Source organism: Planococcus citreus (genome assembly GCF_003664125.1).
In the GTDB taxonomy this organism is placed as follows: Bacteria; Bacillota; Bacilli; order Bacillales_A; family Planococcaceae; genus Planococcus; species Planococcus citreus.
Genome location: NZ_RCCP01000001.1, coordinates 1,618,224 through 1,633,295 on the forward strand (window position 1 = coordinate 1,618,224; position 15,072 = coordinate 1,633,295).

A 15,072-nucleotide genomic window follows, 5' to 3' on the forward strand; every position below is an offset into this window, starting at 1 on the left:
TCAGCTTACTCCTGTTCAGGGTTCCGCAGGTAGTAGCCGACGCCGCGACGCGTCACGATCCACGCTGGGTGACTCGGATTGTCTTCAATTTTTTCACGCAAGCGGCGAATGGTGACATCCACTGTCCGCACGTCGCCGAAATAATCATAGCCCCATACCGTCTGGAGCAAATGCTCGCGCGTCATGACTTGTCCGATATGTTTCGCCAAATAATGCAAAAGCTCAAACTCACGATGTGTCAATTCGATCGTCTCTTCACGCTTCAACACCAAATACGCATCCGGCTGGATCGTCAACGACCCTACCTGGATATCGTTCGAGCCTACGCCTTCCTCTTCTGCCGGCACGACGTTCTGGCGCCGCAGATTCGCTTTGACACGCGCGATCAATTCACGCGTCGAAAACGGTTTTGTCACATAATCATCGGCTCCAAGTTCAAGCCCTAACACTTTGTCGATCTCTGAATCTTTCGCCGTCAGCATGATGATCGGAAAATCGAATTTCTTACGCACTTCGCGGCATACTTCCATGCCGTCGCGGTTCGGCAGCATGATATCGAGCAGCATCAAGTCCGGCTGAATTTCTTCCGCCACTTTGATCGCCTCGTCGCCATCATAAGCCACTACCACATTAAAGCCTTCTTTTTTCAAATTAAATTGCAAAATATCCGCAATTGGCTTCTCATCATCTACAACTAATATTGTTTTATTCATCTATCTTCTCCCCCTCTGCATCCCATTTGTTCCACATGTACCTAGCCGTTTTGACATTCTTTGCTATCCTTTACTTTATCATTATTTCAAGCATTTCGCACCTTTGGATGGTCACAGCGGGGCTCAACGGCGCACGGATTCTAGAGGCGTGAAAGCCTTTCAATGATAGCGAGAGATTTCATTGATTTGGGTGAGTTTAAATAGATCTGCTTCTTTAGCTAGTTGCCGGCTTGCAGGGGAATCGCTTCCCTGGATAAGTTTGAAGTAGATAGTGAGAGTTTACGTGTTGAAGTATCTCAGCATTCTATTTATGCTTCATCTTGCGCTTCGCCGCCCGGCTTTGGGTTGGCCTCTTGCCGTAAGCCAGGAAGAGCGCCTGTCTTACGGCGTCGGCTCACCCTTGGCGCATGGCGGCTTGGTGATTTCATTGAGTGGAGTGTATTTAGGTGGATCTGCTTCTGTACGAGTTACCGGCTAGTGGGGAAATCGCTTCCTGAGATGCGGCATCTGACAAATAGGTGTTTGAACTGAAAATTACACTCTCTTTGATCCAAACAATACGAGCTACAAAACATGATGCATTTCCACACTTCACTTTAAATGAACTGAAGAAACAATCCGCTCACTCTAAAACTAGAGACGAAGTGGAAGGGGGCTGACGCCTGTGGGACCGCGCGGGCTGGCGAGACAAACGTGCCACGCTTTGTGGCACGTTGGCTCAACACCCGCCCCACGGCAAGCAGCCCCCTGCAACGCAGTCGAAAAGCAAAAGCTTTTCCAATCACTTTTTTTCACTTCATAAACTTTTGTTCACATCCACAGATTATCCATTTGAAATACAAAAAAAAGCTCCCAGCACGCTGGCAGCTTCTTACTAGTTTATTTCTTCACATAATCCAAAGGGTCGCGGTCCTGGCCATTGTAGGAAAGCTCGAAATGCAGGTGGATGCCCGTAGAGCGTCCTGTCGTCCCCATATCGCCGAGTTTCGTGTGCGGGGATACTTTGTCGCCCACTTTGACGTCAATCGACGAGAGGTGCGCATAGATCGTCTCATAGCCGTTCTTATGGTCGACGACGACCCGATTGCCGAATGTGCCGGCTTTACCTGCTTTTGTCACCGTCCCATGGTCTGCGGAGACGATATCGAGCGTATCGGGCCGCGCGATGTCGATGCCTTTATGGGCACGGCCCCAGCGCTGTCCTTTCTTGCTTGAGACGTAGCCGCCGTCTGCCGGCCAGGTGAATTCGCCTGTGCCGATGCCCGGCAATTTCTTCTCGCCTTCAAGGACGATTTTGTCGACCGGCTCTTTCAGGATTTTCTCCCGTGTTTCGGAACGGCCGACGCGTTCGCCGTTGACTTCGCGTACGGCATAGCTCACCGCTTTTTCGCCGCGCTTGCCTTTTTGGCCGACTTCCGTTTCGCCGATATAGACGTCTTTGCTGTCTTTTTCGACGGTTTCGTACGGCATTTTCTTCAATGCTTTTTCGGCTTTATTGACGAGCACGTCCACGCCTAGCTCATCTGCTACGTGTTCCGCAGCTTGTTCCGGCTCCATCACTTGCTTCGGGTCCACCTGCTTCGACAAGCCGGTGATCGATTCCGAGAAAGAAATATCGACGATGCGCGATTCGCCCGCTTTCAGCTCAGGCAGTTCGTTTTCGTCTTGCTGCTCTTCGAATTGTTTGAGCTCCTCTTCCGTTAAAGCGCTTTGTTTCATGAGCTGGACGGTCTCCTCATAAGCTTTCCGGTCTTTTACATAGACCGCTGCTTCGCCGTCGACTTGCAGGGCGAATGCTTCCGCTTTAACCTTTAATCGATCGTCCAGCTGGCTGATGACCGCCTCGTCGTCCGTCGAGCTGGATGCCACGGCTTGTTCGGTTAAAATGTTCAGCTTGTCACTCGGCGCGAGGCGCAGGTTGTCGTATTCGCTTGAGGCCGTTTCCAGTTTTTCATCAATTAATTCGTCGATCGGCGCGTCGTCTGAGACGGCTCCAAGGTAACTGGTGTTGTGATATATATGATAAACCGGCTCCAGGTTTTGCGGCTCATTCGGTTCGGCAAAAATCGTGTTGGCGCCGAATGCACTGGCAGCTAAAACGAGGGCGGTTCCGATTTTCCATTTGCGCAGTTTCAACTTATCTTCGTTCTGGTGTTTCACGTTCATGTTGCGGGTCTGGCTCCTTTCGTACTCCCATCGCGGGGTCTTCCGTTTTTTCAACTTCCCCACTCTACCACATCCGTTTTCAAAGGCTCACCCGATAAACTCATTGTTACAGAAGTGTTATGTACCATACAGTATTATCCAGTTATTGTCATGATTTTCTTTAATTCTGCAAATAGAGGCAAAAAACTTACGATTTCCGTCCTTATTTTCCATTTCGCATCCAGTTTCTGTGACCTTATTGTCATAAATAACATATAAGCGCGCGAGACGACTTTTTCATTTATGGCGAATTTGTAGCAAACGCAAAAAAAGCCACTGCCCTCTTAATTAGAGGCAGTGGCTTTTGGGTATTCGCTTAACGCCAAACGCTTTTGACGATGTTTGTCTGGTTGCGGTCCGGCCCGACAGAGAAAATCGAGATTTGGACATCGGTTAATTGCGAGATGCGCTCCAAGTAATGGCGCGCGTTTTCCGGCAATTCATCCAATGATTTGCACGATGTTACGTCTTCAGACCAGCCTGGCATTTCTTCGTAGACCGGTTCGCAGTCTGCGAGCATGCGCAAGTTCGCCGGGTATTCCGTGATCAATTCGCCTTGGTAGCGGTAAGCTGTACAGATTTTCACCGTATCAAGCCCCGTCAAGACGTCGATTGAGTTGACAGTCAAATCCGTCAATCCGCTGACACGGCGTGCGTGGCGGACGACGACGCTGTCGAACCAGCCGATGCGGCGCGGGCGTCCTGTTGTCGTGCCGTACTCTTTGCCGACTGTGCGGATCTGGTCGCCCACTTCATCGAACAATTCTGTCGGGAACGGGCCATCGCCGACGCGTGATGTGTAGGCTTTGCAGACGCCGATGACGTGGGAAATATTCGTCGGGCCTACTCCTGCGCCAATCGTTACCCCGCCCGCTACCGGGTTGGATGACGTGACGAACGGATAGGTGCCTTGGTCGATATCGAGCATGACGCCTTGTGCGCCTTCGAACAAGACGCGGCGGCCGGCATCAAATGCATCGTTCAGCACTTTCGATGTGTCGGTCACATATTGTGCGATTTCCTGTCCATATTGATAATACTCTTCCATGATCTCCTCGACCGTGAAGCCGTCTGTTTCATAGAATTTCTCGAACATGCGGTTTTTCTCTTTCAAGTTCATGCGCAATTTCTCTTCGAACACGACGTGGTCCAGCAAATCTGCGATGCGGATCCCGACACGTGCCGCTTTGTCCATATACGCAGGCCCGATGCCTTTTCCAGTCGTACCGATCTTGTTGGCGCCGCGGCGCGCTTCTTCCACTTCGTCTTGCTTGATGTGGTAAGGCAAAATGACGTGTGCGCGGTTTGAGATGCGCAAGTTCTCCGTCGTCACTCCGCGGTCGTGAAGGCCTTTCAGCTCTTGCACAAGCGCTTTCGGGTCGACAACCATGCCGTTGCCGATGACCGATGTTTTATCTTTATAAAAAATCCCCGATGGAATCAAATGCAATTTATACGTTTCGCCGCCAAAAATGATTGTGTGGCCGGCGTTGTTGCCGCCTTGGTAACGCGCGATTACTTCTGCGTGTTCCGACAGAAAATCCGTGATTTTCCCTTTTCCTTCGTCTCCCCATTGCGTTCCTACTACTACGACTGATGTCATCGTCCGCACCTCCGTTAGGCTTGTCGCCCTGTTTCAAACAGTCTTTATTGTACCAATAGAGCGCCGCGGCGTCAATATGAAATCAAAGAAAACACGAACATCAAAATGCATGTCTGCATTTAATGTTCGTGTTTAATAATGGTGCTAGAAATCGCCGCCGCCTTCATGGTCAGCCCAATCGATGGTTACGAACTTATTGTATTCCTTCACAAACGCCAGCTTAACGGTGCCGGTCGGGCCGTTCCGCTGCTTGGCGATAATAATTTCAATCATGTTCTGGTCTTCGGTTTCTTTATCGTAATAATCTTCGCGGTATAAAAACGATACGATATCGGCATCTTGCTCGATCGATCCGGATTCACGCAAATCGGACATCATCGGCCGTTTGTCTTGCCGCTGCTCAACCCCACGGGACAGCTGCGACAAGGCGATGACCGGGACTTCGAGTTCACGCGCCAGCCCTTTCAATGAACGGGAAATATCGGATACTTCCTGCTGGCGGTTTTCACCGGCCTTGCCGGGTCCTTGAATGAGCTGCAAATAATCGATCATGATCATGCCAAGGCCGTATTCCTGCTTGAGGCGGCGGCATTTCGCGCGGATATCGTTGACGCGGATACCCGGCGTATCATCGATGAAAATGCCGGCATTCGATAAACTGCCCATCGCCATCGTCAGCTTGCGCCAGTCTTCATTTTGGAGCGCGCCGGTCCGCATGACTTGGGCGTCGATATTACCTTCTGCGCAGAGCATCCGCATGACGAGCTGCTCTGCACCCATCTCCAAACTGAAGATCGCGACATTTTCTTCGGTCTTCGTCGCGACGTTTTGCGCGACGTTGAGCGCGAAGGCCGTCTTACCGACGGACGGACGGGCGGCAACGATGATTAAATCGTTGCGCTGGAAACCCGCTGTCACTTTGTCCAAATCGCGGAAACCGGTCGGAATGCCGGTGACATCGCCTTTACGCGTATGCAAAAGCTCGATATTGTCGTAAGTTTTCACCAATACATCTTTGATATGGATAAAGTCGCCCGCATTTTTACGGCTCGACACTTCCATCATTTTCTTCTCCGCTTCCGCAAGCAAAGCTTCCACTTCGTCTTCACGCGTAAAGCCGTCTTCGACGATCGTGGTGGCCACTCGGATGAGGCGGCGCAATAAGGCTTTCTCTTCTACGATGTGGGCGTAATGCCCAACGTTTGCGGCTGTCGGCACCGCGTTGGCGATCTCGGTCAAATACGATAAGCCGCCGACATCTTCCAGCTCTTTCTTGACCGATAGCTCTTCTGTCACCGTGACCAAGTCCACCGCTTTGCCGCGATCCGTCAAATCGATCATCGTCTGGAAAATCTTCTGATGGGCGACGCGGTAGAAATCTTCCGGCATGACGATTTCCGCTACGGAAACAAGTGCCTGTGGCTCCAGGAAAATGGCCCCGATAACGGATTGCTCAGCTTCCTGGTTATGCGGCGGGACGCGGTCGATCGATTCGTTCATATCTATTCCCCTTACGCTTCTTCAGTAACGTGCACACGCAATGTCGCGGTTACGTCGTGATGCAATTTCACCGGCACATTCGTGTAGCCGAGCGCGCGAATGGCGTCGTCGAGCTCCATTTTGCGCTTGTCGATTTTATGGCCATGGGTCTTTTCAAGTTCTTTCGCTATTTGCTTGGTCGTGATCGAGCCGAACAAGCGCCCGTCATCACCGGATTTCGCTGTCAGTTCAATCGTTAAAGCTTCAAGTTTTTCTTTCAGCTCTTTCGCTTCATCCAGCTCTTGCTCCGCTTCTTTTTCCTGTTTCTTCTGCTGTCCGGCAAGTTTGCTCATCGCTGCCTGGTCCGCTTCCACTGCCAAGTTGTTCTTCAGCAGGAAGTTGTTCGCGTAGCCGTCCGCCACGTTTTTGATATCGCCTTTTTTGCCTACATTTTTTACGTCTTTCAAGAAAATCACTTTCATTCTTCAGATCCCCCTCTATCATTTTCGGATAATACGGTCTTCAATTGCCCGACCGCTTCTTCAATGCTTGCATCCGGCATTTGCGTGGCTGCATTCGTTAAATGGCCGCCGCCGCCGAGATTTTCCATTACGACCTGTACATTGACTTCACCGAGCGAACGGGCACTGATGCCGACGCCGCCTTCTGTCCGCTCTGCGATAACGAATGATGCATTGACGTCTTTCATCGTCAGCAGGATATCCGCCGTCTGGGCGATCAGCACGGGGCTGTAGATACGCCCTGGCTCGCCTTTTGCGATGGCGATGCCGTCGCCGACGAATTCCACGCTCTGGACGATTTTCGCCCGCTCGATGTACGTATCGAGGTCTTCTTTCAATAATCGCTGCACGAGCACAGTATCGGCACCGTTCGAGCGCAAATAAGATGCCGCTTCAAAGGTCCTTGCACCGGTGCGCAGCGTAAAGCTTTTCGTGTCGACGATGATCCCGGCGAGCATCGCTGTCGCTTCGAGCATCGTCAATTTTTCGTGTTTCGGCTGGTATTCGATCAATTCGGTCACCAGCTCAGCTGTAGACGAGGCGTACGGCTCCATATAGACGAGCATCGTATTGGTGATGAATTCCTCGCCTCTTCTGTGATGGTCGATCAGGACGACACGCTCCATGCGCTGAAGCAGGCGTTCATCGATGACCATCGACGGTTTGTGCGTATCGACCACGACGAGCAGTGAATGCTCGGTCATTTCCGATAATGCCTCTTCCGGGGTAATGAAACGCTCGAACAAGTCCGGATCGCTTTCGATCTCTTCCATCAAGCGCATGACACTGCGGTCGTATTCGTCGAAGTCGATGACGATGCGGCCTTTGACGCGGTTCATTTCCGCCATTTTGGCAACGCCGACCGCGGCGCCAATCGAGTCCATATCGGGCATTTTATGGCCCATGACAAAGACTTGGTCGCTTTCCTGGATCAAATCGCGCAGCGCATGCGAAATGACGCGTGCGCGCACCCTCGTGCGTTTTTCGACCGGGTTTGTTTTGCCCCCGTAGAACTTGACCTTGCCGCTCGGATGCTTGATCGCCACTTGGTCGCCGCCGCGCCCGAGCACCAAATCCAGCCCCGATTGCGCCATGGCGCCCAGTTCGATCAAGGAAGCGGAACCCGCTCCGACCCCGATGCTCAATGTCAGCGCCATATTGTCTTTCGCTGTTACTTCCCGGATGTCATCGAGCACTGTGAACTTGGTTTCTTCCAATTGCTTCAAGATGGATTCATTGAACACTGCCATAAAGCGGTCCGATGAAATCCGTTTCACGAAAATGCCGTTATCGGTCCCCCATCGGTTGATCAAGGACGTCACCAGGCTATTTAAATTACTGCGCACCTGATCGTCCATCCCTTGTGACAATTCATCGTAATTATCGATGAACAGGATGCCGATGACGGTCCGGTCCGCATGATACAAAGTTTCAATCTCCACTTGCTCGGTAATATCGAACAAATAGAACAAGCGGTCATCTGCCCGGTAGTAGACGCGGTATTTGCGGCCGCCAAGCGACATGACCATTTCATTCGATTCGGCAGATTTGACCAATTGGTTAAATTCTTCCGTCAAGCTGTAAACCGATTCACCGATCAGCGTCTCGTAATCGAGTGCCGAGGTGATATAGGGGTTGGCCCATTCGATTTGCTGATTTTCATTGACCAGCAAAATCCCGATCGGCATCTCGAGCAATGCTTCCTCGCCGACTTTTTTCATCCGGTAGGACAGCGTTTCGATATGCTTTTCGGTCTCTTCATAGTTGCGCTTCTCCAGTACCCACGCCGAGGTGATTGCCGCCCCGTAAAGGATGGCGAAAATGCCCGCGCCCCATTCCGACCAAAGGGAGATGAGGATGACAGCGGCCATTCCAAGAGCCAGCAATGCCAGCAATGGGTATCTTAGATTACGTTTCCTGAAAAAAGCCGACATTTCTCTTCAGCTCCTTACTTTCCTTTAGACTCGTGCGCCCGCTTGATCCAGCCCCGGATGTCAAAGCCGAGATCCAAAATCCCGATGATGCTCGTAAACGACTGCAAAGGAAATGCAAGAACCGTCACAACGACCACCACCCAGCGAGGCCAGCCCTCTTGGTGGATATAGAAATGATAGAATGATACCCCCTGCAAAAACAGCAGGAACTGCAGAAGCATCGAGGCATTCGCGAAAATCAAATACGCCATGGTCCCTTGCTCAAAATCCGACAACAAGGACACCAAAATGACGATCAAGTAGTACCATAATACGCTTTTCGGCAAGCGCATCTCGCGGAACGGCGGGAATTTCGGCACTTCGATGCCAAGCCGTTTCAAAATCGGCAATAGAATCAACAATAACACCCATACCGTCGTAAATACCGACAAAATCAATAGCGTCGGCAACAAGGTCTCGAAGGTCAGCATGAACTGCGCCACGAGCTCCTCGTACTCTTCCGTCGATTGTGAGCCAAGCCGTTCGAGCCATGTGCCCGCCTGTTCATACGAAGTGCGCATGGTTGCCATGAATTCCTCCAGGAAATTGATTCCTAAAAAGGCGATGGCCGCCACATACTGCACCATCAATGACACCAATAGCACGATACTTGAACCCATGAACATGAACAATTTGCTTTTTTTATAATGGATCGACAGGCCAATCATGAGCCCCAGCGGAATGTGGATCAACGCCAAAGGCAAAGACAGCAATCCGCCGATCAGAAAGCTTAACACGACCCCGACCACTGCGACCAGCGCCGACGCCTTTACCGGATACTTGGCGCTATACCAAGCAATCGGCAATGCCAAAAACAAGGTACTGATCAAACTCAGCACCGGTACATATACAGAAATAGCCAATAAGACGGCAAACAGTGCCGTCATCATGGCTCCATTCGTCAACTGACGTGTCTTTTGGTTAGGCATATCTGCGTTTTTCATCTTCTTTCGGGTTTATTTCATCCGTATAATTGTACCATGATTCAATCTCCCGAACAAAAAAGGGAGGTTGTCCCACTGTACACCTATCGCCCCGTTTCGAGAAGAAAAAAGTTCCTGCCCTCTGGCAATAGCCGCCTATAGAAAATCATTATCGCTGATTTACCGGCGGATGGAAACAGTCGATGAAAATAAAGTGTAGGAATCGCTTTTTCGAAAAATATATAACAAGGTAGCGAGAATTTGCTTGTCGAACTGTTTCAGCATTCTATTTAAGCTTCATCTTGTTATTCGCCACCCTGCTTTGGGTTGGCCTCTTGCCATAAGCCAAGAAGAACACTTGTCTTACTGCTTCGGCTCACCCTTTTACGCTGGGCGGCTGAGTGATTTCTTTGAGTCGAGTGCATTTAAGTAGATCTGCTTCTTTATTTAGTTGCCGGCTAGCGGGGAAATCGCTTCCCGGGATGCAGCGTCTGGCACGTTGGTGGATTAGAACTAACTAGCCTCTCTACATCAAAGATAACTTCAGCTGAAAAACAGGAAGCATTTCCACATTTTCTGTCGAGTGAACAGAAAAAAATTCCTTCCCCTCTAAAACTGGAGACGGAGTGAAAGGGGGCTGACGCCTGTGGGACCGCGCGGGCTGGCGAGACAAACGTGGCGCGCGCTTTGCGGCACGTTGGCTCAACACCCGCCCCACGGCAAGCAGCCCCCTGCAACGAAGTCGAAAAGCAGAAGCTTTTCCACTCACTTCTTTTCACTTCTTTTCACTTCTTTTCACTTCTTTTCACTTCTCTAGCATCAAGTACAAGCTTTTTGCGGCGTAATCTTAGTTTTTTAATCTAGTCAACTTCCCAAAGCATATAAAAAAGAGGCCGGTTTCCCGGCCTCTTTGGACAATCTTATTTTTCTTCCGCTACGAACGGTAGAAGTGCCATGATACGAGCGCGTTTAACTGCAATCGTCAAACGACGTTGCCATTTAGCGCTTGTGCCCGTAACACGACGTGGCAAAATTTTGCCTCGCTCAGAAATGAATTTCTTAAGCAAATCAGTGTCTTTGTAGTCGATGCGTGTAATGTTGTTTGAAGTGAAATAACAAACCTTTTTACGCTTCTTGCCTCCGCGACGTGGTGCCATATCGAATTACCTCCCTCATCTTCAGATTTCTATTCGCTGATGGGCGCCTGGTTTAGAACGGCAGATCGTCGTCTGAAACTTCGATCTTCCCGCTTCCGCTTGAAAACGGATCGTCATCTACACGAGTGTTGTTTTGCTGACTTGGACTAGACGGTTGGTTCTGTTGATAAGACGGCTGCTGTCCATACGAGCGATCGTTTGAACGATCCCCAGATCCGGAGTTGGCGCTTTTCGGTTCAAGGAATTGAACGCTGTCCGCCACCACTTCCGTCGTATAAACGCGCTTGCCATCTTGACCCTCGTAGCTGCCAGTCTGAATGCGGCCTTCGACACCGGCGAGACTTCCTTTTTTGAGGAAATTCGCTGTGTTTTCAGCCTGCTTGCGCCAAACGGTACAATTGATAAAATCCGCTTCGCGTTCACCTTGCGCGTTGGAGAATGTCCGGTTTACAGCAAGTGTAAAACGAGCCACCGCCGCTCCGCTTGGCGTGTAACGAAGATCGGGATCTTTTGTCAGTCTTCCGACCAATACAACCCGGTTGATCATCAGAATTCAACCTCCTTTTTCAAGTCGTGTATTATCTGTATTCCGCTTGTTGCTTATACGTCTAGGCGTACAGCCATGTGGCGGATAATGTCTTCATTGAAGTTCGCAAGACGTGTAAACTCGTTGATAGCTTCTGTCTCAGCATTAGCTTTAACGATCTGGTAGAAACCTTCTTTGAAATCATTGATTTCATAAGCCAGACGGCGTTTACCCCATTCTTTCGACTCGATGATTTCCGCACCGTTAGAAGTTAGGATTTCGCTGAAACGCTCAACTAGAGCTTTCTTAGCGTCCTCTTCAATGTTCGGGCGTACAATGTACATTACTTCATATTCTCTCATCGTATTGTCACCTCCTTATGGACTTGGGCCCTGCTGATTCCAGCGGGCAAGGAGCAAGCAATCATAAATATTACTCACATCAACATATTGTAGCATACGCACAGGCTTCCGGCAAGTTGTAATTTAGGCTATACTGAAAGCATCAAAATTCGGGATGTGTTGCCTGTGGAACCGCATAAAACCATCGATTTGAATATAGAAGAAATCGCGCCAAAAGCGCTGTGGTTCAATATTGTGCTGGTCGGCGTTTTCGCACTTGCCTATCAGCTGTTCCGCGAGCCGTTGTCTTTCGGCTTTTCGCTGTTCGGCATCCTTTATTTCTTGGGTGGTTATGCGTTATTGATCGTGCTGCATGAATTATTCCATTTGATCGGCTTTGTCGCCTTCGGTAAAGTGCCGGTTTCGTCGCTTCAATACGGCCTCAATTTAAAATTGGGTATCGCTTATGCGACGAGCGACCGCCCCGTGAAAAACCGGGCGATGCGTGCTGTGTTGCTGCTGCCGTTCTGGATGACGGCTGTGTTGCCAAGCATCATCGGCTTTTGGACCGGCGACCAAGTGCTGGTCCTGCTCGGCGCCATGCTGACGGCCGGCGCGTTCGGCGACTTCCTCATGTACTATGAATTGCGCAAAGAGCCGAATGATGCGTGGATATTGGACGACCCGAAACTCCCCCGCCTCCACGTCTATTCCAGCTTCCCACCCCTTGATGAATGAATGGCAGGATCCACGCAAATTAAAAAGAAGGCACAGCAAATTCCCTGCTGTGCCTTCTTTTTAATTCTTATCTCGCAAACGACCGTTCCACATCCCATACGCCTTCCGGGATATATTCCTTCAACAACCGCTCCGCTTTCGCCGTATAGACAATTGCTTGCTTTGTGCCGCGTTGGGTTTCGACCTCGATCGTCAGGCGGTCATACATGTCCGTTTTTGCGTTCCCCGAATAATCTTCCAGGTCATTGATTGCCGGCCACAACACATCCGGAATGTCGTAAAGCTCCCCGTGGATAGTATCGTCCCCTGATAAAGCGAGCGCCGGATAGCCGAGTCCCGTATCATACAAGCTTCCTGAAATTGTTACGTGTTCTGCCACCAAATCCGCTTCTTCCAGATAGAAATGGTATTTGCCGCCTCTTTTCAAGGTGCCATATGCGAATAAATACATTCGTTTCCCTCCTCATAAAAAACCGGATGCTCAAAAAGCACCCGGTTCGGTATTCTTTTCCAGCCGCCAATCCGTTGTTAACTTGTTTCCATGGCAATGACTGACAATAAACTATTAGGCGTAAGCCTTATACATTAAATCTGAAGAGCATGACATCGCCGTCTTTGACGATGTATTCCTTGCCTTCTTGGCGCACTTTTCCGGCTTCTTTCGCCGCTGCCATCGAACCGGCTTCCACCAATTCTTCATAAGCGACGGTTTCTGCGCGGATAAAGCCGCGTTCGAAATCGGAGTGGATGATGCCCGCACATTGCGGAGCTTTCATGCCTTTTTTGAACGTCCATGCACGCACTTCCTGCACGCCGGCAGTGAAGTAAGTGGCAAGTCCGAGCAAGTTATAAGCGGCTTTGACCAATTGATCAAGCCCTGACTCTTCGATGCCGAGCTCTTCGAGGAACATTTCTTTCTCTTCGTCGTCAAGCTCTGCCATTTCCTCTTCGATCTTCGCACACACGACAATCACGTCGGAATCATGGCCAGCTGCGTAATCGCGGACTTGCTGGACATATTCGTTGCTCGCTGCATCGGCAATTTCATCTTCCGATACGTTCGCTACATAAAGCATTGGCTTGAGCGTCAACAAGTTCAAGCTTTTTGCGATTTTCAGCTCGTCTTCCGTGAAGTCGATCGAACGGGCCAATTCGCCGTTTTCGAAAGCTTCGCGAAGTTTCGCCAATACCGGCTCTTCTGCAACAGCGTCTTTGTCTTTTTGCTTCAACAGCTTGGCGTTGCGGCTAATGCGTTTTTCGATGCTTTCCATATCCGCAAGCACCAACTCCAAGTTGATGACTTCGATATCAGAAACCGGATCAACTCCGCCCGATACGTGCGTGATGTTGTCATCAGCAAAACAGCGCACCACTTGTGTGATGGCATCCACTTCGCGGATATGGGCAAGGAATTTATTCCCGAGCCCTTCCCCTTTGCTGGCGCCTTTGACGATGCCGGCAATGTCGGTGAATTCGAACGCTGTCGGGATGGTCTTTTTCGGTTCGACCAATTCCGTCAGTTTATCGAGGCGCTCATCAGGCACTTCGACGATGCCGACGTTTGGATCTATCGTACAGAACGGGTAGTTCGCCGCTTCGGCACCCGCTTTCGTAATAGCGTTGAATAATGTGGATTTCCCCACGTTTGGTAATCCTACAATCCCTGCAGTTAATGCCAAAGGATTCACGACCTTTCTTTTTCGCTCACAAATTTTGCAACCATTCCATTATAGAAAGAGGAGGCGGAAATGTCCATTGTTCATTCCGCCTCGGCCTTCACCAATACTTTTTTCATTTTTTTATTGAACTCTGCCCGCGGCAGCATGACGCTGTGCTGGCAGCCTTCGCATTTGATGCGGATGTCGGCGCCCATGCGGATAATTTTCCAGGCATTCGCTCCGCACGGATGCCCTTTTTTCATCTCGACAATATCATGTAGCCCAAATTCCTTCATTTCCATGGCTGCGTCCCTCCATCATTTATTCGCATTCATTGCTGCCGCATCACCCGGCTCACGATGCATGACCACCATGCGAGGATAAGGCAATTCGACGCCGCGCTGATCGAGGAATTCTTTCAAATCACGGCGCATTCGGCGGGAGACGGCGAAATGCTGCATCGGCAAGGTTTCAGCCGTCAAGCGCATGACTACTTCCGTCGCCGTCATATTCTGCACGCCAAGCAATTCGGCTGGGCTGATGACTTCTTCGTAAGTAGGCTGTACCGTTTCCAAAAATTCCAAAATCAACCGTTCCACTTTTGCCAGGTCGGAATCATGCGAAACGCTCAGGTCCACGACCGCAATCGAATTGTGGAGCGAGAAATTGACGACTTCTGTGACTGTGCCGTTCGGAAAGATGAACAGCTCGCCGGTCCATGCTTGCACTTTCGTCGTCCGCAAACCGATTTCCTGGACTGTCCCTTCGGCTTGGTTGATGCGGACATAATCGCCCACTGAAAATTGATCTTCAAAAATGATGAAGAAGCCGGTGATGACATCGCGCACCAAGTTCTGTGCGCCGAAGCCGACAGCGAGGCCGACTACCCCGGCACCGGCGATAATCCCGCTGATGTTGACCGAGAACGCTGCGAGTATGGCGACAAGCGCCATAAATCCAATGACATATGTAACGATATTTTCCAATAGCTTCGACAAAGTCTGATGACGGCGGCCATTCGTTTTGATCGGCCCTCTTAAACGGACCGAAAACGACTTACGGATGATGATCCGCATGACACGCGTCAATATATAGGCACCGACAGCGATTAATACGACACGCAGCGCCGTTCCGGAAATGTCTAACCACATTTCCTCATCCAGCAGCTTCGTCGTCATCTGATTGACAAATCTCTCAACAACGCTTCTTTCAAAAAACACGTCTACACCTTCTTT

16 protein-coding genes are annotated in these 15,072 nt (G+C 50.3%); 2 read left to right on the top strand and 14 right to left on the bottom strand.

Annotated elements, in window-relative coordinates; translation table 11 throughout:
- Positions 1–5: 5 nt before the first annotated feature.
- Complete coding sequence (gene yycF / locus DFR62_RS07995) at positions 6–713, bottom strand: response regulator YycF (protein ID WP_058382289.1); 708 nt, start codon at positions 711–713, stop codon at positions 6–8.
- A 283-nt stretch (positions 714–996) separates the two neighbouring features.
- Between yycF and DFR62_RS17270 the strand changes: the two genes are divergently transcribed.
- Positions 997–1,191 (top strand): hypothetical protein, encoded by a 195-nt coding sequence (locus DFR62_RS17270; RefSeq protein ID WP_135449424.1) that lies wholly within the window; start codon positions 997–999, stop codon positions 1,189–1,191.
- Positions 1,192–1,592: 401 nt separating this feature from the next.
- Here the strand turns inward: DFR62_RS17270 and DFR62_RS08000 are convergent, their stop codons facing one another.
- The 9 genes from DFR62_RS08000 to rpsF all read right to left on the bottom strand — a co-directional run bounded on the left by DFR62_RS08000 (position 1,593) and on the right by rpsF (position 11,462).
- Positions 1,593–2,879, bottom strand: a complete 1,287-nt coding sequence (locus tag DFR62_RS08000) for a M23 family metallopeptidase (RefSeq protein ID WP_121299382.1) — start codon at positions 2,877–2,879, stop codon at positions 1,593–1,595.
- A gap of 355 nt (positions 2,880–3,234) precedes the next feature.
- Positions 3,235–4,521: an adenylosuccinate synthase gene (locus tag DFR62_RS08005; RefSeq protein WP_121299384.1), complete on the bottom strand. Its 1,287-nt coding sequence runs from the start codon at positions 4,519–4,521 to the stop codon at positions 3,235–3,237.
- Between the two features lie 144 nt (positions 4,522–4,665).
- The gene (dnaB, locus tag DFR62_RS08010; protein WP_121299386.1) at positions 4,666–6,021 is read right to left on the bottom strand and encodes a replicative DNA helicase; all 1,356 of its coding nucleotides are present in this window, start codon (positions 6,019–6,021) and stop codon (positions 4,666–4,668) included.
- 11 nt (positions 6,022–6,032) lie between these two features.
- Entirely contained in the window at positions 6,033–6,482 is a 450-nt protein-coding gene (gene rplI, locus DFR62_RS08015) for a 50S ribosomal protein L9 (protein ID WP_121299388.1), read from the bottom strand.
- Positions 6,479–8,455, bottom strand: a complete 1,977-nt coding sequence (locus DFR62_RS08020) for a DHH family phosphoesterase (protein WP_121299390.1) — start codon at positions 8,453–8,455, stop codon at positions 6,479–6,481. Before DFR62_RS08020 ends, rplI begins: the two co-directional genes overlap by 4 nt.
- Positions 8,456–8,469: 14 nt before the next feature.
- Positions 8,470–9,423, bottom strand: a complete 954-nt coding sequence (locus DFR62_RS08025; protein ID WP_121299597.1) for a YybS family protein — start codon at positions 9,421–9,423, stop codon at positions 8,470–8,472.
- 914 nt (positions 9,424–10,337) lie between these two features.
- On the bottom strand, positions 10,338–10,574 hold the full coding sequence (gene rpsR, locus DFR62_RS08030) for a 30S ribosomal protein S18 (RefSeq protein ID WP_058382282.1): 237 nt from the start codon (positions 10,572–10,574) through the stop codon (positions 10,338–10,340).
- A 52-nt stretch (positions 10,575–10,626) separates the two neighbouring features.
- Positions 10,627–11,121, bottom strand: coding sequence for a single-stranded DNA-binding protein (gene ssb / locus DFR62_RS08035; RefSeq protein WP_058382281.1), 495 nt, complete (start codon positions 11,119–11,121; stop codon positions 10,627–10,629).
- A gap of 53 nt (positions 11,122–11,174) precedes the next feature.
- A complete protein-coding gene (gene rpsF, locus DFR62_RS08040) occupies positions 11,175–11,462 on the bottom strand; it encodes a 30S ribosomal protein S6 (protein ID WP_068459466.1) in 288 nt (95 codons plus the stop codon).
- 165 nt (positions 11,463–11,627) lie between these two features.
- Here rpsF and DFR62_RS08045 point away from each other — a divergent pair, with 165 nt between their 5' ends.
- Entirely contained in the window at positions 11,628–12,179 is a 552-nt protein-coding gene (locus DFR62_RS08045; RefSeq protein ID WP_121299392.1) for a DUF3267 domain-containing protein, read from the top strand.
- A 67-nt stretch (positions 12,180–12,246) separates the two neighbouring features.
- Here the strand turns inward: DFR62_RS08045 and DFR62_RS08050 are convergent, their stop codons facing one another.
- From DFR62_RS08050 to DFR62_RS08065, 4 genes are all read right to left on the bottom strand, one after another.
- Entirely contained in the window at positions 12,247–12,630 is a 384-nt protein-coding gene (locus DFR62_RS08050) for a gamma-glutamylcyclotransferase family protein (protein ID WP_121299397.1), read from the bottom strand.
- 127 nt (positions 12,631–12,757) lie between these two features.
- On the bottom strand, positions 12,758–13,858 hold the full coding sequence (ychF, locus tag DFR62_RS08055; protein WP_121299598.1) for a redox-regulated ATPase YchF: 1,101 nt from the start codon (positions 13,856–13,858) through the stop codon (positions 12,758–12,760).
- Between the two features lie 80 nt (positions 13,859–13,938).
- Positions 13,939–14,139: a DUF951 domain-containing protein gene (locus DFR62_RS08060; RefSeq protein WP_058382277.1), complete on the bottom strand. Its 201-nt coding sequence runs from the start codon at positions 14,137–14,139 to the stop codon at positions 13,939–13,941.
- A 15-nt stretch (positions 14,140–14,154) separates the two neighbouring features.
- A complete protein-coding gene (locus DFR62_RS08065; RefSeq protein ID WP_241663065.1) occupies positions 14,155–15,057 on the bottom strand; it encodes a mechanosensitive ion channel family protein in 903 nt (300 codons plus the stop codon).
- Positions 15,058–15,072: the final 15 nt, after the last annotated feature.

What these genes read in the sequence shown, in the direction of transcription:
- yycF (WP_058382289.1), bottom strand. Translation starts at nt 713, where the DNA reads ATGAATAAAACAATATTAGTTGTAGATGATGAGAAGCCAATTGCGGAT.
- DFR62_RS08000 (WP_121299382.1), bottom strand. Translation starts at nt 2,879, where the DNA reads ATGAACGTGAAACACCAGAACGAAGATAAGTTGAAACTGCGCAAATGG.
- DFR62_RS08005 (WP_121299384.1), bottom strand. Translation starts at nt 4,521, where the DNA reads ATGACATCAGTCGTAGTAGTAGGAACGCAATGGGGAGACGAAGGAAAA.
- dnaB (WP_121299386.1), bottom strand. Translation starts at nt 6,021, where the DNA reads ATGAACGAATCGATCGACCGCGTCCCGCCGCATAACCAGGAAGCTGAG.
- rplI (WP_121299388.1), bottom strand. Translation starts at nt 6,482, where the DNA reads ATGAAAGTGATTTTCTTGAAAGACGTAAAAAATGTAGGCAAAAAAGGC.
- DFR62_RS08020 (WP_121299390.1), bottom strand. Translation starts at nt 8,455, where the DNA reads ATGTCGGCTTTTTTCAGGAAACGTAATCTAAGATACCCATTGCTGGCA.
- DFR62_RS08025 (WP_121299597.1), bottom strand. Translation starts at nt 9,423, where the DNA reads ATGCCTAACCAAAAGACACGTCAGTTGACGAATGGAGCCATGATGACG.
- rpsR (WP_058382282.1), bottom strand. Translation starts at nt 10,574, where the DNA reads ATGGCACCACGTCGCGGAGGCAAGAAGCGTAAAAAGGTTTGTTATTTC.
- ssb (WP_058382281.1), bottom strand. Translation starts at nt 11,121, where the DNA reads ATGATCAACCGGGTTGTATTGGTCGGAAGACTGACAAAAGATCCCGAT.
- rpsF (WP_068459466.1), bottom strand. Translation starts at nt 11,462, where the DNA reads ATGAGAGAATATGAAGTAATGTACATTGTACGCCCGAACATTGAAGAG.
- DFR62_RS08050 (WP_121299397.1), bottom strand. Translation starts at nt 12,630, where the DNA reads ATGTATTTATTCGCATATGGCACCTTGAAAAGAGGCGGCAAATACCAT.
- DFR62_RS08060 (WP_058382277.1), bottom strand. Translation starts at nt 14,139, where the DNA reads ATGGAAATGAAGGAATTTGGGCTACATGATATTGTCGAGATGAAAAAA.